At 74.1% G+C, this 22577-nt stretch carries 20 protein-coding genes; 7 read left to right on the plus strand and 13 right to left on the minus strand.

Annotated elements, in window-relative coordinates; all coding sequences use genetic code 11:
* Positions 1-47: 47 nt before the first annotated feature.
* The gene (locus GC157_15595) at positions 48-791 is read right to left on the minus strand and encodes an SDR family oxidoreductase (GenBank protein MBI1378881.1); all 744 of its coding nucleotides are present in this window, start codon (positions 789-791) and stop codon (positions 48-50) included.
* A 152-nt stretch (positions 792-943) separates the two neighbouring features.
* Between GC157_15595 and GC157_15600 the strand changes: the two genes are divergently transcribed.
* Complete coding sequence (locus GC157_15600; protein ID MBI1378882.1) at positions 944-2083, plus strand: pyridoxal phosphate-dependent aminotransferase; 1140 nt, start codon at positions 944-946, stop codon at positions 2081-2083.
* Between the two features lie 53 nt (positions 2084-2136).
* Positions 2137-2571, plus strand: coding sequence for a GNAT family N-acetyltransferase (locus GC157_15605; protein MBI1378883.1), 435 nt, complete (start codon positions 2137-2139; stop codon positions 2569-2571).
* Here GC157_15605 and GC157_15610 read toward each other — a convergent pair.
* On the minus strand, positions 2568-3071 hold the full coding sequence (locus GC157_15610; protein MBI1378884.1) for a hypothetical protein: 504 nt from the start codon (positions 3069-3071) through the stop codon (positions 2568-2570). The two genes, GC157_15605 and GC157_15610, sit on opposite strands and share 4 nt — an antisense overlap.
* A complete protein-coding gene (locus tag GC157_15615) occupies positions 3068-3442 on the minus strand; it encodes a metalloregulator ArsR/SmtB family transcription factor (GenBank protein ID MBI1378885.1) in 375 nt (124 codons plus the stop codon). Before GC157_15615 ends, GC157_15610 begins: the two co-directional genes overlap by 4 nt.
* A gap of 231 nt (positions 3443-3673) precedes the next feature.
* Here GC157_15615 and GC157_15620 point away from each other — a divergent pair, with 231 nt between their 5' ends.
* Complete coding sequence (locus tag GC157_15620) at positions 3674-4252, plus strand: hypothetical protein (GenBank protein ID MBI1378886.1); 579 nt, start codon at positions 3674-3676, stop codon at positions 4250-4252.
* A gap of 56 nt (positions 4253-4308) precedes the next feature.
* Here GC157_15620 and clpB read toward each other — a convergent pair whose 3' ends face one another.
* The 5 genes from clpB to dnaK form a co-directional block, all read right to left on the minus strand.
* On the minus strand, positions 4309-6945 hold the full coding sequence (gene clpB / locus GC157_15625; GenBank protein MBI1378887.1) for an ATP-dependent chaperone ClpB: 2637 nt from the start codon (positions 6943-6945) through the stop codon (positions 4309-4311).
* 102 nt (positions 6946-7047) lie between these two features.
* On the minus strand, positions 7048-7494 hold the full coding sequence (locus GC157_15630; protein ID MBI1378888.1) for a MerR family transcriptional regulator: 447 nt from the start codon (positions 7492-7494) through the stop codon (positions 7048-7050).
* Complete coding sequence (dnaJ, locus tag GC157_15635; protein MBI1378889.1) at positions 7491-8672, minus strand: molecular chaperone DnaJ; 1182 nt, start codon at positions 8670-8672, stop codon at positions 7491-7493. Before dnaJ ends, GC157_15630 begins: the two co-directional genes overlap by 4 nt.
* 112 nt (positions 8673-8784) lie before the next feature.
* Positions 8785-9357: a nucleotide exchange factor GrpE gene (gene grpE, locus GC157_15640; protein MBI1378890.1), complete on the minus strand. Its 573-nt coding sequence runs from the start codon at positions 9355-9357 to the stop codon at positions 8785-8787.
* Positions 9354-11204 carry a molecular chaperone DnaK gene (gene dnaK, locus GC157_15645; GenBank protein MBI1378891.1) on the minus strand — a complete coding sequence of 617 codons (1851 nt, stop codon included), beginning with the start codon at positions 11202-11204 and terminating at the stop codon, positions 9354-9356. The genes grpE and dnaK overlap by 4 nt, the downstream gene beginning before the upstream one ends.
* A gap of 476 nt (positions 11205-11680) precedes the next feature.
* On the opposite strand from dnaK, the gene GC157_15650 reads away from it, so the two are divergent.
* Positions 11681-13870 carry a 4Fe-4S dicluster domain-containing protein gene (locus GC157_15650; protein ID MBI1378892.1) on the plus strand — a complete coding sequence of 730 codons (2190 nt, stop codon included), beginning with the start codon at positions 11681-11683 and terminating at the stop codon, positions 13868-13870.
* Positions 13871-14033: 163 nt separating this feature from the next.
* The gene (locus GC157_15655) at positions 14034-14417 is read left to right on the plus strand and encodes a VOC family protein (protein ID MBI1378893.1); all 384 of its coding nucleotides are present in this window, start codon (positions 14034-14036) and stop codon (positions 14415-14417) included.
* Between the two features lie 54 nt (positions 14418-14471).
* Here GC157_15655 and GC157_15660 read toward each other — a convergent pair whose 3' ends face one another.
* The 3 genes from GC157_15660 to GC157_15670 all read right to left on the minus strand — a co-directional run bounded on the left by GC157_15660 (position 14472) and on the right by GC157_15670 (position 18666).
* On the minus strand, positions 14472-15383 hold the full coding sequence (locus tag GC157_15660; protein MBI1378894.1) for a hypothetical protein: 912 nt from the start codon (positions 15381-15383) through the stop codon (positions 14472-14474).
* Positions 15384-15490: 107 nt separating this feature from the next.
* Positions 15491-16315 (minus strand): hypothetical protein, encoded by an 825-nt coding sequence (locus GC157_15665; GenBank protein MBI1378895.1) that lies wholly within the window; start codon positions 16313-16315, stop codon positions 15491-15493.
* A gap of 152 nt (positions 16316-16467) precedes the next feature.
* Complete coding sequence (locus tag GC157_15670) at positions 16468-18666, minus strand: acyltransferase family protein (GenBank protein MBI1378896.1); 2199 nt, start codon at positions 18664-18666, stop codon at positions 16468-16470.
* A 75-nt stretch (positions 18667-18741) separates the two neighbouring features.
* Here GC157_15670 and GC157_15675 point away from each other — a divergent pair, with 75 nt between their 5' ends.
* Positions 18742-19764 (plus strand): hypothetical protein, encoded by a 1023-nt coding sequence (locus tag GC157_15675; GenBank protein MBI1378897.1) that lies wholly within the window; start codon positions 18742-18744, stop codon positions 19762-19764.
* Positions 19765-19789: 25 nt separating this feature from the next.
* Here GC157_15675 and GC157_15680 read toward each other — a convergent pair whose 3' ends face one another.
* Positions 19790-20461, minus strand: a complete 672-nt coding sequence (locus GC157_15680; protein ID MBI1378898.1) for a helix-turn-helix domain-containing protein — start codon at positions 20459-20461, stop codon at positions 19790-19792.
* Here GC157_15680 and GC157_15685 point away from each other — a divergent pair.
* On the plus strand, positions 20460-21719 hold the full coding sequence (locus GC157_15685) for an MFS transporter (GenBank protein ID MBI1378899.1): 1260 nt from the start codon (positions 20460-20462) through the stop codon (positions 21717-21719). The genes GC157_15680 and GC157_15685 overlap by 2 nt on opposite strands.
* 85 nt (positions 21720-21804) lie before the next feature.
* Here the strand turns inward: GC157_15685 and GC157_15690 are convergent, their stop codons facing one another.
* Positions 21805-22539: a hypothetical protein gene (locus GC157_15690; GenBank protein MBI1378900.1), complete on the minus strand. Its 735-nt coding sequence runs from the start codon at positions 22537-22539 to the stop codon at positions 21805-21807.
* Between the last annotated feature and the right edge of the window lie 38 nt (positions 22540-22577).

The following is a 22577-nucleotide window of genomic DNA, read 5'->3' on the forward strand; positions in this document are numbered from 1 at the left end:
GCTTCCTGGCCCCGGAAGCAGCCGTTTCACCAGTGACATCGCGGGGGTCAGCGGCCGCCGGAGACCGCGACCACCGTGCCGGTCGTGTACGACGCCTGCTCGGAGAGCAGCCACACGATGGCGGCGGCGACCTCCTCGACGGTGCCGGACCGCTGCATGGGCACGGTGGGCCGCAGGCGGTCCGGCCGGCCGGGCTCGCCCGCGGCGGCGTGCAGGTCGGTGTCGACCAGCCCCACGGCCACCGCGTTGACCCGCACGCCCTCGGTCGCGACCTCCCTCGCGAGCCCCACGGTGAGGGTGTCCAGCGCGCCCTTGCTCGCGGCGTAGTGCACCCACTCGCCCGGGCTGCCGAGCACCGCCGCGCGCGAGGAGACGTTGACGATCGCGCCGCCGCTGCCGCCGTGGCGGGTCGACATCCGGCGCACCGCCTCGCCGCAGCACAGGAACGGCCCCGCGACGTTGACGGCGAGCACATCCTGCAGCGCTTGGGGGCTCAGCTCGTCCACGCGCGCGAACCCGCCCGTGACGCCGGCGTTGTTCACCAGCCCGGTCACCGGGCCGCGCCAGGCCGCGGCCGTGTCGAACAGCCGGGCCACCGCCGCGGCGTCCGCGACGTCGGCCTGCACCGCCAGCGCCTGTCCCCCGGCGTCGAGGATCCGGCGCACGACGTGCGCGGCCGCGGCAGCGTCGTGCGCGTAGTCGACGACGACGTCCCACCCGGCGGCGGCCGCTGCCACGGCCGTGGCGGCGCCGATCCCGCGCGATCCTCCGGTGACGACCACGGTGCTCATGCGAGGACCCTGCCACGCCACCCCGACCTCGTCGTTACTGCCCGAAGAACCGGAGACTCGGGTCGGTTTCCGGTTGTTGCGGCAGTAACGACGGGGGGGTGGGGTCGTAGCCTCGGCGGGTGAGCCGTCGGGAGCTGCCGCTGGTGCCGCGCATGCGCGAGCACGCCGCCACCGTCTTCGGGGAGATGAGCGCGCTCGCGGTGCGCACCGGGTCGGTCAACCTCGGCCAGGGCTTCCCGGACACCGACGGCCCGGAGTCGGTCAAGCAGGCCGCGATCCGGGCGATCGAGGACGGACGCGGCAACCAGTACCCGCCGGCGCACGGCGTGCCCGAGCTGCGCGCAGCGATCGCGGAGCACCAGCGCCGCTTCTACGGCCTCGAGATCGACCCGGCCACCGACGTCGTGGTCACCACCGGCGCCTCGGAGGCCATCGCCGCCGCGCTGCTCGCCCTCGTGGACGCCGGCGACGAGGTGGTGATGTTCGCGCCGTGGTTCGACCTCTACGCCGCCACCGTGTCGCTGGCGGGCGGCCGCCGGGTGGAGGTGCCCCTGACCGCCGGCACGTTCCGGCCCGACGCCGAGGCGCTGCGCCGCGCGGTGACCGACCGCACCCGCGTGCTGCTGCTCAACTCGCCGCACAACCCCACGGGCAGCGTCTTCACCCGGGCCGAGCTCGAGGCGATCGCCGACGTCGTCGTCGAGCGGGACCTCTGGGTGATCAGCGACGAGGCCTACGAGCACCTGGTGTTCAGCGGGTCGCAGCACGTGCCCTTCGCCACCCTGCCGGGCATGGCCGAGCGCACGGTGACGATCGGCAGCGCCGGCAAGTCGCTGTCGATGACCGGGTGGAAGGTGGGCTGGGCCACCGGGCCGACGGACCTCGTGGCCGCCGTGCGGGTGACGCGCCAGCACCTGTCGTTCGTGTCGGGCGGGCCGTTCCAGTGGGCCGTCGCCGAGGGGCTGGCCCTGCCCGACAGCCACTGGGCCTCGTTCGCGGCCGGCCTCGAGGCGCAGCGCGACCTGCTCTGCGACGGCCTGCGCGAGCTCGGGTTCCCCACGACCGTCCCCCAGGGCACCTACTTCGCCACCACCGACGTCCGGCCGCTGGGCTACGCCGACGGCTGGGCCTTCTGCCGCGACCTGCCGCACCGGGCCGGCGTCGTCGCCATCCCGCACGAGGTCTTCCACGACGACCCCGAGGCCGGGAAGCCGTTCGTGCGGTGGGCGTTCTGCAAGCGCCCCGAGGTGCTCCACGAGGCCCTCGACCGCCTGACGAGGGCGTTCGGCTGAGGGACGCCGGCAACGTCCGCGCGTCGCACGACGCCGCTGGGCACCCTGGTGCCATGCACATCAAGCCGGCCCGCTCCGTCGCCGAGATCGGCTCCGCCGCGCACCTGCTCGACGAGCCCCTCGACCAGGCCGCCGCGCAGCGCTTCGTGGACCTCGGCACGCACCACTTCCTGCTCGCCGTCGAGGGCGAGGAGACGGTCGGCTTCGTGTCCGGCGTCGAGACGACCCATCCCGACAAGGGCACCGAGATGTTCCTCTACGAGCTCGCGGTCGACGACGGCCACCAGGGCCGCGGCGTCGGCACGGCGCTCGTCGCGGCGCTCGCCGACCTGGCTCGCGACCACGGCTGCTACGGGATGTTCGTGCTCACCGACGCCGACAACCACCGCGCCCTCGGCGCGTACCGGCGCGCGGGCGGGGCCGAGCCGACGGAGCACGTCATGCTGGAGTGGCGGTTCGACCCCGCCCCGTCCGCCGCCGTTCGCTAGGCGGCCGCGGCCAGCACGGAGTCCAGCTTGGTGAACGAGCTGCGCCATCCACGGGCGGCCATCTCGTTCATGAACAGCGTGTAGGGGCCCTGGGTCAGCACCAGGCGGGTGCCGGCCGGGTCGTCGTGCAGCTCGATGCGCAGCCAGGTCGGGGTCGGCCCGTCCGCCCCGGGGAAGCCGTCGGCAAGCAGCTCCGCCACGAGCATCCGCTCGTCCTCGACCTCGGTGAAGGAGCCCCACACTGCGTTGCCCTCGCCGTCGTCGCCATCCTGCCTCATGCGGTAGGCGTGCCGGCCGCCGGCACGGGGCTCCACGACCACCGACTCGCGGGGGACGCCGAACCCGACGGGGCCGAACCACCGCGCGAACTGGTCCGGGTCGGTGAACGCCCGCCAGACCGCCGCACGCGGGGCGGCGAAGACGCGTTCGACCCGCAGCTCCTGCGCGGGCTCCTCGGCGGGGTCGTACGCGGGCAGGTCGGCGGGCTGCGGTTCGGTCATGGCCGTGCCTCCTCGGATCGGTCGGGGTCGTGGGTGCGTCGCAGGTGCTCGTCGAGGCGGTCGAACGCGTCGTCCCAGAAGACGCGGTAGCGCTCCATCCACGCGGTCGCCTCGCGCAGCGGTTCCGCCTCCAGGCGGCTCGAGCGCCACTGCGCGTGTCGCCCGCGCGAGATGAGCCCGGCGCGCTCGAGCACCTTGAGGTGCCTCGACACCGCAGGCAGGCTGATCGGGAGCGGCTCGGCGATCTCCGTCACCGTCGCCTCGCCCTCGGCCAGCCGCGCCAGGATCCGGCGGCGGGTGGGATCGGCAAGCGCCGCGAACACCCGGGAGAGCCGGTCGGAAGCCGGGCCCGTGTCGAGCACCGAGGACATGTATTTCACCATCTCGTTAAATACTGGAAGGCCCTGAAATTACTCGGGTCTGGCGAGCAGGTCAACAGCCGGGCATCGGACGCATCAGCCGGTGAGCCGTGGCCCTCGGGCGTGGCGAAGGGTGACGCACGAGTCACGACCGACCCTCGGCGCGACGGGCCACGGGCCCGGTGCCGACCTACGATGAAGGGGACGGACCACTCCCGGCCTGCACGGGACGAGGTGATCGCGATGCTGAGCGGATGGTTCGCTCCGACCGGTCACGACGGGCCCTACGACCCGCACCGGCGGGGCGTCCCGCACCGGTCCGACGAGGAGCGCCCGCACGACGACGTGATCCTGCTCGACTGCTTCGGGGTCCATGTCGTGCGGCCCACGCTGGTCGACCGGCTCGTGGCGCGGCTCACCGCCGACCGGCTCGACCGTGCGCTCGTCGCCGGCGTCGCCCCGGAGTCCCAGCTCGTGCTCGCGCTGCACGCGCGCCGCATCGCCACCGAGTCCTCGCGGCGGCGCCTGGCCGACGTGCTCGCCCGGCTGCTCGAGGCCGGCCAGGAGTGGGACCGCACCCGCTCGCCCGGTCCGGCCATCGCCGTGCTGCCGCGGGTGTGGGCCGCGCGCGACGACCTCGCGGCGCTGGAGCAGGCGCTGCTGGCCCCCGCCCCGCTCTCGGCCCGCGGCATCGCCACGGTGCGCCGGCTGCTGCGCGACGGCGAGGGCCCGCTGTACCGCTACGAGGCCACCGGCGACGTCGGCGCGATGGCGCGCGACGCGCTGCGCACCCTCGAGCCCACGTTCGACTGGTCCGTCTGACGACGCGACGCCGGGACCGCGGCGGGAGCCCCCACCGTCGTCCCGGCGCCGTCGTGTCAGGCCTCGCCGGGAGTCAGCTGGAGCGGCACCGCGTCCTCGACCGGACCGTGGGCCGCGTGCACGTCGAGCCGGTCGCCGGACGCCGCGACGTCGACCCGCACGGTGTCGCCGTCGACCACGTCGCCGGACAGGATCGCCTTGGCGAGCTGGTCGCCGATCGCGGTCTGCACCAGGCGGCGCAGCGGCCGCGCGCCGTAGACGGGGTCGAACCCGCCGAGCGCCAGCCAGTCGCGCGCGGCCGGCGTGACGTCGAGGGTGAGGCGGCGCTCGTGCAGCCGCGACTGGAGCGCGTCGATCTGCAGGCCCACGATGACGCCGAGCTGCTCGAGACCGAGCGGCGCGAACATCACGGTGTCGTCGAGCCGGTTGAGGAACTCCGGCTTGAAGCTCGCGCGCACCACGCCCATGACGGCGTCGCGCTTCTGCTCAGCCGTCAGCGACGGGTCGGCGAGGAACGCCGAGCCCAGGTTCGAGGTCAGCACGAGGATCGCGTTGCGGAAGTCCACCGTGCGGCCCTGGCCGTCGGTGAGGCGGCCGTCGTCGAGCACCTGGAGCAGCACGTCGAACACCTCGGGGTGCGCCTTCTCGACCTCGTCGAACAGCACCACGGTGTACGGCCGGCGCCGCACCGCCTCGGTGAGCTGCCCGCCCTCGTCGTACCCGACGTAGCCGGGGGGCGCGCCCACCAGCCGCGCGACCGAGTGCTTCTCGCCGTACTCGCTCATGTCGATGCGCGTCATGGCGCGCTCGTCGTCGAAGAGGAACTCCGCGAGCGCCTTGGCCAGCTCGGTCTTGCCGACGCCGGTGGGCCCGAGGAACAGGAACGAGCCGGTGGGGCGGTCCGGGTCCGAGACGCCGGCACGGGCACGACGCACGGCGTCGGACACCGCGCGCACGGCCTCCTCCTGGCCGACCACCCGGCGGGCCAGCTCGTCCTCCATGCGCAGCAGCTTGGCCGTCTCGCCCTCCATGAGCCGGCCCGCGGGGATGCCGGTCCACGACGCCACGACCTCGGCGACGTCGTCGGGTCCGACCTCCTCGCGCACCATGCGCGCGCGGTCGCTCGACGACGACACCGCGGCGGACAGCTGCTCCTCGAGCGTGGGGATCTCGGCGTAGAGCAGCCGCGAGGCCTGCTCGAGGTCGCCGTCGCGCTGGGCGCGCTCGGCCAGCATGCGCAGCTCGTCGATGCGGATCTTGAGCTCGCCGACGCGGTCGAGACCCTCCTTCTCCGCGTCCCAGCGGGCCCGCATGCCGAGCAGCTCCTCGCTGCGGTCGGCGAGGTCGGCGCGCAGCCGGGCCAGCCGCTCGACCGACGCGGGGTCGGTCTCGCGGGAGAGCGCCAGCTCCTCCATGCGCATCCGGTCCACCTGCCGCTGGAGGTCGTCGATCTCGGTGGGCGAGGAGTCGATCTCCATGCGCAGCCGGGACGCCGCCTCGTCGACGAGGTCGATCGCCTTGTCCGGCAGGAACCGGTGGGTGATGTAGCGATCGGACAGCGTCGCGGCCGCGACGAGCGCGGAGTCGGCGATGGCCACCTTGTGGTGGGCCTCGTACTTCTCCTTGATGCCGCGCAGGATGCCGAGGGTGTCCTCCACGCTGGGCTCGCCCACCAGCACCTGCTGGAAGCGGCGCTCGAGCGCCGGGTCCTTCTCGATCCGCTCGCGGTACTCGTCGAGCGTGGTCGCCCCGACCATGCGCAGCTCGCCGCGCGCGAGCATCGGCTTGAGCATGTTGCCGGCGTCCATCGCCGAGTCGCCCGAGGCGCCCGCACCCACCACGGTGTGCAGCTCGTCGATGAAGGTGACGACCTGGCCCTCGCTGCCCTTGATCTCGTCGAGCACGGACTTGAGCCGCTCCTCGAACTGGCCGCGGTACTGCGCGCCCGCGAGCATCGCGGCGAGGTCGAGCGCCACGAGGCGCTTGCCGCGCAGCGACTCCGGGACGTCGCCCGCAACGATGCGCTGGGCCAGTCCCTCCACGACGGCGGTCTTGCCGACGCCGGGCTCGCCGATGAGCACGGGGTTGTTCTTCGTGCGCCGCGAGAGCACCTGCACCACGCGGCGGATCTCGGAGTCGCGCCCGATCACGGGGTCGATGCGGCCCTCGCGCGCCAGGGCGGTGAGGTCGACGCTGTACTTCTCCAGCGCCTTGAACGAGCCCTCCGGGTCAGCACTGGTCACCGGCCGCTGGCGCACCTGCGAGATCGCGTCCACCAGCGCACCCGGGGCGGCGCCGGCCTCCGCCAGGGCGTCGGCGACGCCGGGGCCGCCCTGCTGCGCGAGACCGACGAGCAGGTGCTCGGTGGACACGAACGTGTCGCCGCGCTCGGCGGCGAGCTCCTGCGCGGACTGCACCACGCGGTAGGCGGCCGGCGAGAGCTGCGGCGACTGCACGGTCTGGCCGCTGGCCGAGGGCAGCGCGGCCAGCGCCTGCTCGACGCGCGCGGTCAGCGCGGCGCGGTCGACGCCGACGCGGTCGAGCACGGCCGCGGCGATGTCGTCGCCGTCGCCCTGGGCGAGCAGCGCGCCGAGCACGTGCAGCGGCTCCACCTGCGCCTGGCCGGCCGTGGCGGCACGGCGGATCGCGCGGCTGAGCGCCTCCTGGCTGCGGGTCGTGAACTGGATGTCCATGGTGGTGGTCCTTCTCGCGGGCGCCGAGGCGTCCGCGCTGGTGCGGTGCGGGGAAGCGGCGAGCGGGTCGCCGGGGGCCGCCGTAGGTGGGCGGCGGACGGGTCAGCGGGGCCGGGAGCGTCGGGCGGTGTCGCGGTCCGCAGGGCGCGGACGCCACACGACCAGCGCCGTGGAGGGCTCGGACGACGGCAGCTGCGGGCGCGCGCCGATGCCAGGCCGCAGCCGCTGCACCTCGGCCAGGAGCACGCCGAGCTGCGCGCGCAGGCGCTCGTTGTCCGACTCGAGCTCGAGGATGCGCTGGATGCCGGCGAGGTTGACGCCCTCGGCCGACAGCCGCGACACCTCGCGCAGCCGGGCGATGTCGCGCAGGGAGTAGAGCCGGTTGCGCCCGCCGGTGCGGTCCGGCGAGACCAGGCCGAGCCGGTCGTACTGGCGCAGCGTCTGCGGGTGCAGCCCGGCGATCTGGGCGGCGACCGAGATGACGTAGACCGGCGTCGCGTCGTCGGGGCGCAGGCGGTCCTCGACGTGGGGCGTGCTCTCGTCGCTCATGGCCTGCCTCCCGTCTGCCGGGCGCGCGCCATGAGGTCGGCGCGCGGGTCGTGGTCGTGGGTGGCCTCGGCGTAGGCCGAGAGCGCGTCCTTCTGGGCCGAGCTAAGCCGCTGCGGGACGGCGACGTCGACCGTCACGAGGAGGTCGCCGTGGGTGCCGTCCTTGCGGCGCACGCCCTTGCCGCGCACGCGCATCACCCGGCCGTTCTGCGTGCCCTCGGGCAGCCGCAGCCGCACGGTGCCGCCGTGCGGCACGGGCACCTGGACGTCCGCGCCGAGCGCGGCCTCCGGGTAGGTGACCGGCACGGTCACCGTGAGGTTGTCGCCGTCGCGCCCGAACACGGGGTGCGGCGTGACTGTGACGCTCACGAGCAGGTCGCCCGCCTCGCCGCCGTTCTCGCCCGGCATCCCCTTGCCGCGCAGCCGGATCTTCTGGCCGTTGCGCACGCCCGCGGGGATGCGCGCCTGCACGGTGCGCGTGGACGGCGCGTGCCCCGAGCCCTGACACGTGGGGCAGGGGTCGTCGACGACGAGGCCGCGGCCGCGGCACTCGCGGCACGGCTCGGGGAAGGCGAAGCCGCCCTGGTTGCGGTCGACCTGGCCGGCGCCGTGGCATGTGGGGCACACGCGGGGCGTGGTGCCGTTGCGCGCGCCGGTGCCGGAGCACACGGTGCAGACGGCGTCGGAGGTCAGCCGCAGGGGGAGGGTGAGCCCGTCGAGCGCCTCGTCGAAGGAGAGCGTCACGCTGCTCTCGATGTCCTGGCCGCGGCGCGGACGCCGGGCGCCCGCCTGACCGCGGTTGAAGATGCTGCCGAACACGTCCCCGAAGCCGCCTGAGCCGCCGCCGGTGCGGCCGAGCAGGTCGGACAGGTCGAACGGCACGCCCTGGCCGCCGCCCGTGCCCGGGCCGCCGAAGCCGCCGGGCATCCGGAAGCCGCCACCGGCGAACAGCGTGCGGGCCTCGTCGTACTCCTTGCGCGTCTTCTCGTCGGAGAGGACGTCGTAGGCCTCCGAGACCTCCTTGAAGCGGGCCTCGGCCTGGGGGTCGTTCTCGTTCGAGTCCGGGTGCAGCTTCTTGGCCAGCCCGCGGAACGCCTTCTTGATCTCGGCCTGGCTGGCGTCCTTGGAGACGCCGAGCGCCTTGTAGTAGTCCTTCTCGATCCAGTCCTTCTGGCTCACGGCGTCCCTCCTCTCCTGGTGCGCGTGGTGCGGGCCGGACGACGGTGCGCGTCCGGGTGGGGCCGGGCCCCGCTGCCGTGGCTCGCGACCGTGGCGGCGGGGCCCGGCGTGCTCACTCCGGGTCGGTGACCGCCACGACGGCGGGCCGCAGCACGCGACCCTTGTAGCGGTAGCCGGGCTGGTAGACCTGCGTGCAGGTGGGTCCGGTGACGTCGGGACTGTGCTCGTGGCTGATGGCCTCGTGCACCATCGGGTCGAAGGCGTCGCCGACCTCGCCGTACTTCTCGAGGCCGATCCGCCCGACGGTCGACTCCAGCGACTCCGCGACGCTCTTGAACGCGCCGTCGAGGTCGCCGTGCTCGCGTGCGCGGCCGATGTCGTCGAGCACGGGCAGCAGCTCCGCCACGGCCGAGCCGACGGCGAGGTCGCGCTGGGCCTCGCGGTCGCGCTCGACGCGCTTGCGGTAGTTGGCGTACTCCGCGTGGACGCGCTGGAGGTCGGCCGTCAGCTCGGCCACCTTCGCGTCCACCGCCTCGGCGTCGGCCTCGAGACCCTCCACGATCTGGTCGAACGGGTCGTCCGGCTCGGGTGAGGGAGCAGCGGGCTGCTCCCTCACCTCACCGGTGTCGGGGTCGATCCGGCGCTTGTCCTGGAAGGAGAAGCCCGGGTCCGAGGGCTCGGTCACTGCTCCGCCTTGGTGTCCTCGTCGTCGATGATCTCGGCGTCGACCACGTCGTCGTCGGACGACGTCGCGCCGGCGCCGGGCTGCTCGCCGCCGCCGGCGGCGTTGGCCCCGGCGTTGGCGTACATCGCGGCACCGAGCGCCTGACTCGAGGTCGCGACCTTCTCGGCCGCGTCCTTGATCGCCTCGATGTCGTCGCCCTCGAGCGCCTTGCGCAGGTCGGCGAGGGGACCCTCGACGTTGCTCTTCGCGTCCTCGGGGACCTTGTCGCCGTTGTCGGCGAGGAACTTCTCGGTCTGGTGCAGCAGCGACTCGGCGCTGTTGCGGACCTCGGCGGCCTCGCGGCGCTGGCGGTCCTCCTCGGCGTGCGCCTCGGCGTCCTTCATCATCCGCTCGATGTCCTCCTTGGGCAGGCCCGAGCCGCCCGTGATGGTCATCGACTGCTCCTTGCCGGTGCCGAGGTCCTTGGCCGCGACGTGGACGATGCCGTTCGCGTCGATGTCGAAGGTCACCTCGATCTGCGGCACGCCGCGCGGGGCGGGCGGCAGCCCGGTGAGCTCGAAGGTGCCGAGCTTCTTGTTGTACGCGGCCATCTCGCGCTCGCCCTGGTAGACCTGGATGAGCACCGAGGGCTGGTTGTCGTCGGCCGTGGTGAAGATCTCCGACCGCTTGGTGGGGATCGTCGTGTTGCGCTCGATGAGGCGGGTCATGATGCCGCCCTTGGTCTCGATGCCCAGCGAGAGCGGGGTGACGTCGAGGAGCAGGACGTCCTTGACCTCGCCCTTGAGCACACCGGCCTGGAGCGAGGCGCCCACCGCGACGACCTCGTCGGGGTTGACGCCCTTGTTGGGCTCCTTGCCGCCGGTGAGCTCCTTCACCAGGTCGCTCACGGCCGGCATGCGGGTGGAGCCGCCGACGAGCACGACGTGGTCGATGTCGCCGACGTTGATGCCGGCGTCCTTGATGACCGCGGCGAACGGCGCCTTGCACCGGTCGAGCAGGTCGGAGGTCAGCTTCTCGAACTGCGCCCGGGTGAGGGTCTCGTCGAGGTGCAGCGGTCCCTCCGCCGAGGCGGTGATGTAGGGCAGGTTGATCGAGGTCTGCATGGAGCTCGACAGCTCGATCTTCGCCTTCTCCGCCGCCTCGCGCAGGCGCTGGAGCGCCATCTTGTCCTTGGTGAGGTCGACGCCGTGGGCGTTCTTGAACTGGGTCGCGAGGTGGCTCACGAGCCGCTCGTCCCAGTCGTCGCCGCCGAGGTGGTTGTCGCCGGAGGTCGCCTTGACCTCGACGATGCCGTCGCCGATCTCGAGCAGCGAGACGTCGAAGGTGCCGCCACCGAGGTCGAAGACCAGGATGGTCTGCTCCTTCTCGCCCTTGTCGAGGCCGTAGGCGAGGGCGGCGGCGGTGGGCTCGTTGATGATGCGCAGGACGTTGAGGCCCGCGATCTCGCCGGCCTCCTTGGTGGCCTGGCGCTGGGCGTCGTTGAAGTACGCCGGCACCGTGATGACGGCGTCGGTGACGGTGTCGCCGAGGTAGGCCTCGGCGTCCCTCTTCAGCTTCTGCAGCACTCGGGCGCTGATCTCCTGGGCGGTGTAGGCCTTGCCGTCGATGTCGACGGTCCAGGCGGTGCCCATGTGGCGCTTCACCGAGCGGATGGTGCGGTCGACGTTGGTGACGGCCTGGCGCTTGGCCACCTCGCCGACGAGGACCTCGCCGTTCTTGGCGAAGGCGACGACCGACGGCGTGGTGCGGGCGCCCTCGGCGTTGGGGATGACGGTGGGCTCTCCGCCCTCGAGGACCGACACCACCGAGTTGGTGGTGCCGAGGTCGATTCCGACTGCTCGTGCCATGGGGGTCTGCCTCTCGCTCTCGTGCTCTGGGTCCGTGGCCGGGCCGGCGGCGCCTCCCCCGGAGGGACGGCGCGGGCCCGGGAGGGTCCGTGCTGGTGGTTCCTGGTGCGGGTCGTGCTGCGGTGCCGGCGCCGTCCCGGTGCCGGCGGCTCCCCTCCGACTGTGGTCAAGAGCAGATCCTGTGTCAACTTCACGTGCAGATTACCTGAGCCTACCCGGCTCAAGCCACCTGACATAACCCGTACCTCCTGCGGTGCATTCCCGCCGGCCGACCGACCCAGCCTCGTCCCGCCCCTGCTCGCCGGGCGCCGACGCGCGCCGCCCGGGGCTCCCCACGGGAGCGCCGGGCTCTACCGTGGGCGCAGCCCCGCGGGGCGGCGCACGTTACCGACGGGTAACGTTGTCCCGCGTCCGCGACCGAACCTGTGGGAGGCCCTCCGGTGCCCGTCCTCGCGACCGTCCCCGCGCACGACGTCGTGCTCCTCACGCCGTTCTCCGCGCCCTACCTCACGGTGCGGCTCGTGGTCGGCGTCCTCGTCACGGTCGGGCTGCTCGGCCTCGCGGCGTGGCGGCTCGGGCGCATCGTGGGAGTGATCCGCTCCGGCCAGCCTGCCGTCGGGCGCACGGACGAGAAGGGCGTGCGGCTGCAGAACGAGCTCGTCGAGGTGCTCGGGCAGCGCAAGCTGCTCAAGTGGACCGTGCCGGGCACCGCCCACTTCTTCACGTTCTGGGGCTTCATCGTCCTGGGCCTGACGATCCTCGAGGGCTTCGGCAGCCTGCTCGACCCGGACTTCCACGTGCCGATCGTGGGCACCTGGCCGGTCGTCGGCTTCCTCGAGGACCTCTTCGGCGTCCTGGTGCTGGTGGCGCTCGTGGTGTTCACCGTGATCCGCGTGCGCCGCGACCCGCACCGCATCGGCAAGAAGTCGCGCTTCTACGGCTCCCACACCGGTGGCGCCTGGCTCATCCTCGTGCTGATCGCCGCCATCGTGATCACGCTGTTCGTCTATCGCGGGGCGCAGGTCAACACCGGCGCGTTCCCCTACCAGGACGGCGGCGCCTTCGTCTCGGAGTGGGTCGGCTCGCTGCTGGCACCGCTCGGCCTCGCGGCCAACGAGTGGATCGAGACGGTCTTCATTCTGCTCTCGCTGATCTCGGTGCTCGTCACCACGATCGTCGTGCTCTACAGCAAGCACATGCACATCTTCCTGGCGCCCTTCAACGTGCTGTTCTCGCGGCGGCCCAACGGCCTCGGCCCGCTGCTGCCCATGTACAGCGGCACCGAGCGGATCGACTTCGAGGACCCCGACGAGGACGCCGTGTTCGGCCGCGGCACGATCGAGGACTTCACCTGGAAGGGCAACCTCGACCTGCTCACGTGCACCGAGTGCGGCCGCTGCCAGTCGCAGTGCCCGGCGTGGAACACCGACAAGCCGCTCTCGCCGAAGCTGCTCGTGATGGACCTGCGCGACAACCTGCTCGGCCAGCTGCCCTACCTGCTCGACAAGAGCAACCCCTCCTACCTGGCCTCGCCCGGCACCGGCAAGGCGTCCGTGCCCGTGCCGGTCGAGATCACGTCGTACTCGCAGGAGATCCAGGACCAGCACGCGCGGCCTCTGGTGGGCTCGCGCGAGAGCGACAACGCCGTCATCGACGAGGACGTGCTGTGGTCGTGCACCACGTGCGGCGCCTGCGTGAACCAGTGCCCGGTCGACATCGAGCACATCGACCACATCGTCGACATGCGCCGCAACCGGGTGATGATCGAGTCGGAGTTCCCGGCCGAGCTCGCCGGGCTGTTCAAGAACGTCGAGAACAACGGCAACCCGTGGGGCATGAAGGCCTCGCTGCGCAACGCCTGGATCGAGGAGGTCGACTTCGACGTCCGGGTGTTCGGGGCGGACGGCGAGGACACCATCCCCGACGACGTCGACTACCTGTTCTGGGTCGGTTGCGCCGGCGCGTTCGAGGACCGCGCCAAGCGCACCACCAAGGCCGTCGCGGAGCTGCTGAACCTGGCGGGCGTGCAGTTCATGGTGCTCGGCGAGGGCGAGACCTGCACGGGCGACCCGGCCCGTCGCGCGGGCAACGAGTTCCTCTTCCAGATGCAGGCGATGCAGAACGTCGAGGTGCTCAACGAGATCAAGGCGAAGAAGATCGTAGTCACCTGCCCGCACTGCCTCAACACGCTGGGCCGCGAGTACCCGCAGGTGGGCGGCCACTACGAGGTCGTGCACCACACCCAGCTGCTCGCCTCCCTGGTGAAGGACGGCCGGCTCACCCCGGTGACCCCCGTCGACGGCGGCGTCACCTACCACGACCCCTGCTACCTCGGGCGGCACAACAAGGTCTACACGCCGCCGCGCGAGCTGCTCGGTGCCGTGCCAGGTCTAGCGCTCACCGAGATGGAGCGCTCGGCCGACCGCTCGTTCTGCTGCGGCGCCGGCGGCGCGCGCATGTGGATGGAGGAGCGGCTCGGAACGCGGATCAATCTCAACCGCACGGACGAGGCGCTGGCCACCGGGGCGTCGACGATCGCCGTCGCCTGCCCGTTCTGCTCGGTGATGATCAGCGACGGCGTGACCAACCGGTCCGAGGGCAAGGACGCGCCGCTGGCCGAGGTGCGCGACGTCGCGACGCTGCTGCTCGACAGCGTCCGCACCTGACGCGGCTCCGGGTGTCCGGCCGGGTGGGCGGCCGCCAGGAGTGCGAGCAGCGTCCGGTGAGTGTCGCGCCGCGGCGCGGCCGCTGGACATCCAGGTGCGCTCACGGTCGGATGGCACGGCCGTCGCGACGGTCGCGGACGGGCACTAGTCGGGAGGCACCGCTGTGGCGACATGGGCCGGGCAGGTCGACGCACTGACGATGTTCGCGGAGGACCTCGACGCCGTGCGCGACTTCGCCGAACGCGTGCTCGAGCTACCGGTCCACTTCGAGGAAGACCACAGCGTGGTCTACCGGCTCGGCGGCCTGCTGCTGAACTACCTCGACGTCCGCGAGGCCGACGACCTGATCGCGCCCGCGTCCGTGGGCGACTCCACTGCCGGCGTGCGCGTCCAGCTGACGGTCGGCGTGAGCGACGTGCACGCGGTGGCCCAGCGCATCCAGGACGCCGGATGGCCGCTGCTGCGCGGGCCCGAGGTGCGACCGTGGGGCATGACCACCGCGACCTTCCGCGACCCTGCCGGGCACGTGTGGGAGATCGCCTGCTGATGCCGGCGCAGCAGGGCGCTCGTCCGTCGCGGGAGGGCCTCCGGCGACCGGGGTTCAGCGCCGGGTCGCCTTGTCGAGCCTGGTGAGCGCCGCGGCGACGGCGCGGCCGGACGACGTCGCGTCGGCCTTGGCCGCGGTGAGGTCGGCCCGGGCGTCGGAGGTCGCGTCCTTGGCCGCCCGCAGGGCCTCGGCCGCGGCGTTCTCCGCGGCGAGCGCGGCGTCGAAGGCCTCCTGCGCCTGCGCGAGCGCCGCCTGCGCGTCGGCGTCCTGGAGCCGTGCCTCGGCGAGCGACTGCTCCGCCTCGACGACAGCACGCTCCCGCTCCGCGTCCGCCGCCTGCTGACGCTCCGCCGCGCGCCGCTCGGCGGCCGACTCCGTGGGCCCGCGCGCTGCGCCCCGGCTCGGACCGGCCGGCGCCGGCGGGTGCGTCGCGTGGGCCCCGTCCGCTGCAGGCTGGGCCCGGTCGTGCGGGACGGCACCGAGGCCGAACCCGAGGCCCGCGACCTCGAGCGGCGCGGAGATGCGGCCGGTGAGCAGGGCTGCGGCGGCGTCCTCGTCGACGGCCGCCGCGGTGAAGGTGGCCTCGAGCTCGCGCTGGTGCGTGGCGGTGAACGCCCGTCCGCCCTCCTCGGCGACGGCGCGTGCCGCGCCGATCAGCTCGCCGAGCAGGGCCGCCCGGTGCCTGCCGAGGTCGCGCAGCGCCGCGGCGTCGCCCGCCACCGTGGCTTCGCGCATCGCCGGCCCGATGGCGATCACGCCCGCCACGACGTCGGGCACCGCGCGCACGACCTGGTTCGCGAGCCACGCCGTCACGGTGGGCTTGCGCAGGGCCCCGAGCTCGGCCGCCACCGCCGCCTGCCCGGCCTCGCGCGCGACCGCGACGACGCTCGCGCGCGCGGCGATGAACTGCTCGGGCGGCATCGCGTAGAGCTCGTCGGCGAGCGTGTCGACGTCGACCTCGGCCATGACCCCATCGTGCCGCGCGCGGACCGGCCTGCGGCGCAGCATGGCGTGGCTCGGACGCGGGGTGCCGACAGCCGCCCGTGGTGAGCGGCCGTCGGCACCCGCGCGGTTCAGCTCTGCGCGTGCAGCAGGGCGATCGCCATCTGCTGGTAGCCCAGGTCCGTGGGGTGGATGTTGCCCGGCGTCCAGGAGCACATCCAGGTGCGGCTGCACACGAACGCGGCCTCCGCGGGCGAGCCCGCGCGGTGGTTCATCACCGTGAACGCATCGGCGACCTTGGCGCCGAAGCCCGCTGCCAGCTGGGTGATCGCCGGGTTGACGTACTGCGTGAGCAGCGCGTCGCTGCCGGGCGTGGTCAGCGCGAGCGGGTTGTAGAGGTTGAACACCACCAGCTGCGCCCGGGGGGCGGCGGCCTTGAGCGCACCGAGGATGTAGGCGTAGTTGCCCAGCACCGCAGGCAGCTTGCCGGAGATGCACGTCGCGTCCACGCCGCACTGGCCCAGGATGGCGAGCAGGTCGTTCGAGCCGATGTCCACGCTGATCAGCGACGTGTCCGGGTGCTCGGCGATGTACGCCAGGGCCGCCTGCAGCTGCGAGCCGCCGTTGTAGGGCATGTGGAGCGCGAACGCGGGCCACGGGCAGCCGCCGTTGATCAGGGTGGCCGTGGTCTCCCCCGGGCAGCCGAAGTTGGCCACCTGGAGGTGCGGGCGCATCGCGGCGTAGTCCTCGGCGTAGCTCACGTAGTGGGCCGGGTCGTAGTCGCCCGCGGCGACGAGGTCCGGCTGGTAGCCGAAGGCCAACGAGTCGCCGAGCGACACGTAGGTGCCGGACTTCACCTGGGCGGCCTGGGCCGGGACGAGCCCGGCCGTCAGGCCTGCCGCGGACAGCACGACTGCGGACACCACACCGAGCGCCCGGCGAACGGATCGACGCATACCAACTCCACCTGCCTGTCATGAGACACGGACGGGAACCAGGCCGCCGACGTGCCCGATCGCGGAGCCCGGGTCACCGTAACCCCGGCCCCACGGAGCGGCGACCGCGGCCCCGCCGGCGTATGTGCGCCGAGAGGTGCGGTCCCCGCCGCTCAGTGCGGCAGCAGCGGCGCGAGGCGCTGGTAGAGGTAGGGGGCGAGCGCCTCGGCGAATGTCGCCGTGAGATGGCTGCCGTCGCGGTAGACGAGGTACTTGCCCCGCGTCACCGGGCAGCGCGACGGCTCGCAGATCACCGAGGTGAGGTCGACGCCGTGGCCCGTGGCCGTGCCGCGGGTGAGCGCCGTGTCGTACGACGGCGAGTCCAGGGCCGACCGGCTCAGGTCGCAGGCGCTGGGGTCGGACAGGTTCTGCGCCACGCAGGAGGGCACGTCGCGGCCGGGCCAGGGGGTGTCGCGCAGCACGGCCACCGGCACCCCGGCGCGGCCGAGGGCGTCGAGGTCGCGGCGCCACCCGGCCTGCCACTCGCCGGGCGCGGCCGAGGCGGCGATCTTCGACCCCGTCGAGCGGTCGACGAGGGAGTCGGTGCGGGTGCCTGCCGCGACCACGAGGGTGGGGTGCGTGCTGGTCAGCTCGGTCATCACCTGGGTGCGCCACTGGTCGCACTCGTCGTAGGGCCGCTTGAGGGCGCGGTCGAAGATCGTGACGTCCGGCGCCGGGCAGCCGGACTTGGTGCGCACGAGCAGCTTCCAATGGTGCTTGTCCGCCAGCGAGCGCAGCGCGGGGAACCACTGCGCGGCGTGCGAGTCGCCGAACAGGACGACCACCGTCGAGGACGACGGGTCGCCGAACACGCAGGCCGGGTGGGAAACGGCCTGCTTGGGCAGGTGGCAGCCGTCGCCGTAGATCACGGGGATGTCCGAGCGGGCGTCCTGCGGCGAGGGCGTGAGCGGTCCGGCCGGCCACACGACCGGGGCCTGGGTGGGCCGGGCCGCGCCGGACGCCGAGGGCGCCGGGGCCGAGGGCCCGGAGCCCGAGGGCTGCGGGGTGGCCAGCGCGGCCGGCCCGCGGCCGGTCTGCTCGTCCGCCGCGCCGGGGGCCGCGGCCGCGCTCGAGGCCAGCGCGCCGCCGCCGGGCAGCACGGCGAGGAGCAGCCCGGCTGTGGCGGCCCCGAGGGAGAGCGCGGCGCCCAGTCGCAGCGAGCGGCCGGGGCTGGCCACGAGCGCGGGGTGGTGGTGCAGCGGCCGCTCGACGAACCGGTAGGCCAGCGCGGCGGGCACCAGCGAGAGCAGGGCCACCGCGAGCCGCCCGCCGACGCCGAGGTCGCCGAGCGCGGCGGCGGTGAGCACGAGGGCGGGCCAGTGCCACAGGTACCAGGAGTACGACAGCCGGCCCAGGGCGCGCACCGGCCACAGGGTGAGCACGCCCACCCGGCCGGGGCCGCCGGTGCCGGCCGCGATCACCAGCGTGGTGCCGAGCACCGGCCACAGCGCGGCGGTGCCCGGGTAGGGCAGGTCGTTGGACAGCAGCACGACGGACCCGGCCACCAGGGCGAGGCCCACGACGCCGGCCGTGCGACGCGCCGCGACCGGCAGCGCGCCGAGGTGCGGCGCGCCGATCGCCACGAGGCCGCCGAGCGCGAACTCCCAGGCGCGCGTGGGCATCCCGAAGAACGCCCAGGGCTCCACGCGGTCGGTCAGGCGCAGCGAGAGCAGGAACGAGAGCACCCCCAGCAGCGCCAGCGTGCCCATCAGCGGACCCGTGACGGCACCGCCGGCGGCGCGGCGTCGGCGTACGACGACGAGGCCCACGACGAGCACGAGCAGCGGCCACACCAGGTAGAACTGCTCCTCCACGCCGAGCGACCAGAAGTGCAGCACGGGGCTCGTCGCGGCGTCCGAGGCGAGGTAGTCGGTGGCCTGCGCGGCGAAGCGCATGTTGGACACGTAGAGGGCCGACGCCGCGATGTCGAGCCCGGTCGTGCCGTGGTCGAGCACCGGCACGACCCACCACGACACCGCGGCCACGAGGGCGAGCACCAGCGTGGCGGCGGGGAGTAGGCGCCGCGCGCGACGGGCCCAGAACCTCGACAGCGACACGTGGCCGGTGGACGCGACCTCCGTGACGAGCAGCCCCGTGATGAGGAAGCCCGAGATCACGAAGAAGACGTCGACGCCGACGAAGCCGCCGCCGAACAGCGGCAGGCCGACGTGGTAGCCCACGACGGCCGCGATGGCCACCGCGCGCAGGCCCTCGACGTCCGGGCGGAAGCGGAAGGAGCGGGCGCGCTCGTGGGCCGCGGGCGACGGGCGGGTGGCGCCGTCCGCCGCGTCGGCCGTCGCGCGCGCGTCCATGGGGAGAGCGTAAGGACTCCGGACGGCCCGGCCCGAGCCCGCGTGCGCCGGCCCGCGCGTGGCTACCCTGCGCGCATGTGGCACCGCCGCCCGATCGCCGTGCTGGCCCTCGTGCTCTGCGCCGGCGCGACCGCCCTGCCCGCCGCGTCGGCGGCGGCTCCCCCGCTGGCGGCCCCCGCGGGTGCGACGGCGGCGCTGCGACCCGGTGCCGCGTCGCCCGCCGCGCTGCCGGCCGCCACGGCGTGGACGCCGATCCCGTCGTACGCCTACGCGGTGCACGACGAGCCGGTGACCTACCGCAACGGCTGCCACGCGCGGGTGAGCGTGACCGTGCCGCACCCGTGCACGTTCACCCACCCGAACGGCGCGAAGACCGTGCTGCTCTTCGGCGACTCGCACGCCGCGCACTGGCACGCCGCGGTGCTCCAGACGGCGTGGAAGCACGGCTGGCGGATGCTCACCATGACCAAGTCCGGCTGCCCCGCGCCGGACGTCCTGGTGCGCCGCTACAAGGCGTCCGCGTCGTACTACCAGTGCCCGGTGTGGCGACGCGCCGCGCTCGCGGGGCTGGCCGCGCAGCGCTGGGGCCGGATCGACCTCGTGGTGGTGAGCAGCTGGAACTTCCACCAGGTGATCTCCTCGCACGGCACCCTCGTGACCGGCGCCACCCGCACGCACATGTGGGAGATGGGCTGGCGCCGCACGCTCGCGCAGCTGCTGCGCAAGGCCAAGCACGTGGTGATCCTGCGCGACTCGCCGGACCTGCCCGGGGACGCGACGACGGCGCAGGCCTGCTACCGCCGGTGGGGGCTGGCCGCGCAGACCCGCTGCGGCGCACCGAAGTCCCGCGCGACCAGCACCGCGCTGTGGCGGGCCGAGCGGGCCGCGGCCCAGGCCTTCCCCGGCCGGGTGACCGCCGTCGACCTCACCTCGGCCACCTGCCCGAACGACTGGTGCGGCCCGATCGACAAGCCGTACCTGCGGTTCAAGGACGACAACCACTGGAACCAGACGTACATGAAGGCGCACTTCACCGCGCCGGTCGACCAGGCGCTCAACACCGCGATGCGCGTGGCCTTCGGCGTGACCCCGGCGTAGCGGCCCGGGACGCGGCGGGCCGCGCTCAGCGTGGGACGTCGCGGGTGAGGGCGAGGGAGACGTTGAACGCGGTGGCGCCCTCCGGGCGCGGCGACCGGCGCTCGGCGAGGTAGGGCTCGAGCAGCGCCTCCAGCCCGGCGGCGAGGCTGCGGGCCTCGTCGGCGGTGAGCACCAGGCGGCTCCGGGAGTAGTGCGTGGTGTCGCGCCAGGCGCCGGAGCGCCCCTCGCTCGCGTCGACGCGCATCGAGGCGAGGAGCCGTTCGCGGTCGAGCTCGATGCTGTTGCTCACCAGCAGCTCTGCCGCCGACATCGACGCCGCGGCGTCGCGCGAGCCCTGGATGCGCACGGCGAGGTTCTCGCCCGCCTTCATCCACGGCCGCTCCCGGCCGTCGCCGCGCGGCTCGGCCCGGCGCACCAGCCCGTACTTCTCCAGGGCGCGCAGGTGGTAGCTCATGGCGCTCGCGGAGATGCCGGCGAGGGCGGCGCACTCGGTCGCGGTGAGCACCTCGCCGCCGTAGAGGGCGTCGATCACGACCAGCCGCGCCGGGTGGGCGAGGGCGCGGACGGCGGAGGCATCGGTGAGCACGACGTCGGCGTCCGACGACGGGGACGCCGCGGGCTTCGGCGCAGGACGGCGGGCCACGGCGCCGACGCTAGCGCCCCCGGGTGCCGCGCGGGCCTTGACGGCACGAGATATGAAGCACTATTTTCGAAACATGTCTTTCACACCTGCGGTGCGCCGCGACCTGGCCGTCGTCGCCTCGGGCCGGGCGGCGAGCCTGGTCGGCGACGAGATCGCGCTCGTGACGCTGCTGCTGTGGGCCAGCGCCCGCGGCCACGGCCCGCTCGTCGTCGCCTCGCTCGTGATGGCCGCGGCCCTGCCCCAGCTACTGGCCGCGCCGGTGGCCGGCCTGCTCGCGGACCGGCTCTCGGCCCGCCGGCTCGTGGCGACCGTCTCGGCGCTCCAGGCGGTGGTGTGCGCGGGGCTCGTGGCCGCGGTCGCCTCCGACGTCACGTGGCTCGTCGTCGCCGCGGTGCTGGCACTCAACCTCGGCCAGGCCGTGGTCGCGCCTGCGTGGCAGGCCCTCGTGCCCGCGATGGTCGGCGAGGAGGGGCTCGGCCGCGCGCTGGCCCTGCTCCAGACCACCACCGCCGGCGCCGGGCTCGTGGGGCCGGTGCTGGGCGGCCTGCTCGTCGGCGCCGTCGGGACGACGGGTGCGCTGACCGTCGACGCCGTGTCGTTCCTCGCCCTGGCGGGCGCGGCGCTGATGCTGCGCGCGGACCGGCGTCCCGAGCCCGGTGCGGCGCCGGGGCGCGGCGAGCTGTGGGCCGGGCTGCGCCTGGTGTCGGGCGAGCCGCTGCTGCGCAGCGTCGTCGTGCTGCTCGTGGCGGTGGTGCTCGTGCTCGGCGCGGTGAACGTCGCCGAGGTGTTCCTGGTGACGCAGGTGCTCGGCGCCGGCCCGACGGCCTACGGCGTGTGCGGCGCGCTGTTCGCGGTGGGGCTCATGCTCGGCGCGTGGCTCGCGCGCCGCGACATGGAGGTGACCACCAGCGCCCGCCTGCTCGTGCTCGCCATGGCCGGCATGGCCGTCGCGATCGCCGCGCTCGGTCTGGCGCCCGGCATCGTCGTGGCCGCCGCGGCCGGCTTCGGCGTCGGGATCGGCAACGGCGCGCTCAACGTGCTGGCCCAGACCATCGTGGTGCGCATCGCCCCTCAGGCCGTGCTCGGCCGGGTGTTCGCGGTGCTCCAGGGCGCGGCCGGCGCCGGGATGCTGGTGTCGACCGCCGTCGGCGGGCTGCTGCTGGGCCTGCTCTCGCCGCGCGCGGTGGTGACCGGCAGCGGCCTGGCGACCGTCGTCGTCGCCCTGCTCGTCGGGAGCCCACTGCTGCGCGGCGCGCGCCGTCCCGCGGACGGGCCCACCCCCCAGGAGACCCCGTCGTTACTGCCCGGATGACCGGAGTCCGGCGCGGTTTCCGGTCGTTGCGGCAGTAACGACGGAGCGGACGGCCGGCGGTCTCGGACCCGCCGGCCGTCCGGGCTCAGGCCGGACCGTTGCCCGGGCCGCCGGGCAGCTGGCCCGCGGGCACGATCGTGATCCGCGACGCCACGCGGTTGCCGTTGGCGTCTGTGGTGGACGCGATGGTCACCGTCGAGCCGACGGCGACGTCGGAGAGCTTGCCGTCGACGGTCTTCGACACCGTGGCCGTGCCGGGCACCGCGACCGTCACAGACCCGGCCCGGGTGTCGACGGTGACGCTCGAGGGCGTCACGGCGGTGACCGTGCCGGCGAGCCCGCGCCCGAACCCGCCGAACCCGCCGCCGTCGCCCTGGCCCGCCCCCGCCCCGGTGCCCCCTGCCTGGCCGGCCCCGCCGCCCGGGGTGAACCCGCCCGCTCCGCCGGCGCCGCCGCAGAGACGGCTGAGGAACTGGCCCGGGCCGCTCGCGGACGTGCCGCAGGGCAGGGTGCCCGCCTGGGCCTCGGCGAAGGCGTCGGCGAGGGTGGCCGGGCCGGCGGCCATGGCGCGGCCCGCGAAGAACGCGCCCCCCGCGATCACCACGGCGCCGACGACGGCGCCCACGAGCACGTTGCGCCCGAGTCCGCCGCGAGGCTCGGGCCGGCCCTTCGAGCCCTCGACGATGTCCGCGATGTCGGGCATCGAGGGGCCGGAGTACGACGAGGACGCCGGCGCGGGCGGCACCGCGCCCGGCTCGGACAGCGGCGGGACGAACGACGGGCCGTTCCCGGATCCGTCGGGCGGGGTGGGCTGGGTCATCACGGTCTCCTGGTGCGGTCGGGCCGGTCACTCGGTCG

The organism is Frankiales bacterium (assembly GCA_016125335.1).
Lineage (GTDB): Bacteria > Actinomycetota > Actinomycetes > S36-B12 > CAIYMF01 > Longivirga.

Excerpts from the sequence above, each read along its gene's own strand:
- GC157_15675 (MBI1378897.1), top strand. The coding sequence starts at position 18,742 with ATGTGGCACCGCCGCCCGATCGCCGTGCTGGCCCTCGTGCTCTGCGCC.
- GC157_15610 (MBI1378884.1), bottom strand. The coding sequence starts at position 3,071 with ATGACCGAACCGCAGCCCGCCGACCTGCCCGCGTACGACCCCGCCGAG.
- GC157_15630 (MBI1378888.1), bottom strand. The coding sequence starts at position 7,494 with ATGAGCGACGAGAGCACGCCCCACGTCGAGGACCGCCTGCGCCCCGAC.
- dnaK (MBI1378891.1), bottom strand. The coding sequence starts at position 11,204 with ATGGCACGAGCAGTCGGAATCGACCTCGGCACCACCAACTCGGTGGTG.
- GC157_15620 (MBI1378886.1), top strand. The coding sequence starts at position 3,674 with ATGCTGAGCGGATGGTTCGCTCCGACCGGTCACGACGGGCCCTACGAC.
- GC157_15595 (MBI1378881.1), bottom strand. The coding sequence starts at position 791 with ATGAGCACCGTGGTCGTCACCGGAGGATCGCGCGGGATCGGCGCCGCC.
- GC157_15670 (MBI1378896.1), bottom strand. The coding sequence starts at position 18,666 with ATGGACGCGCGCGCGACGGCCGACGCGGCGGACGGCGCCACCCGCCCG.
- GC157_15660 (MBI1378894.1), bottom strand. The coding sequence starts at position 15,383 with ATGGCCGAGGTCGACGTCGACACGCTCGCCGACGAGCTCTACGCGATG.
- clpB (MBI1378887.1), bottom strand. The coding sequence starts at position 6,945 with ATGGACATCCAGTTCACGACCCGCAGCCAGGAGGCGCTCAGCCGCGCG.
- GC157_15685 (MBI1378899.1), top strand. The coding sequence starts at position 20,460 with ATGAAGCACTATTTTCGAAACATGTCTTTCACACCTGCGGTGCGCCGC.
- GC157_15605 (MBI1378883.1), top strand. The coding sequence starts at position 2,137 with ATGCACATCAAGCCGGCCCGCTCCGTCGCCGAGATCGGCTCCGCCGCG.
- GC157_15600 (MBI1378882.1), top strand. The coding sequence starts at position 944 with ATGCGCGAGCACGCCGCCACCGTCTTCGGGGAGATGAGCGCGCTCGCG.
- GC157_15690 (MBI1378900.1), bottom strand. The coding sequence starts at position 22,539 with ATGACCCAGCCCACCCCGCCCGACGGATCCGGGAACGGCCCGTCGTTC.
- GC157_15615 (MBI1378885.1), bottom strand. The coding sequence starts at position 3,442 with ATGTCCTCGGTGCTCGACACGGGCCCGGCTTCCGACCGGCTCTCCCGG.
- GC157_15665 (MBI1378895.1), bottom strand. The coding sequence starts at position 16,315 with ATGCGTCGATCCGTTCGCCGGGCGCTCGGTGTGGTGTCCGCAGTCGTG.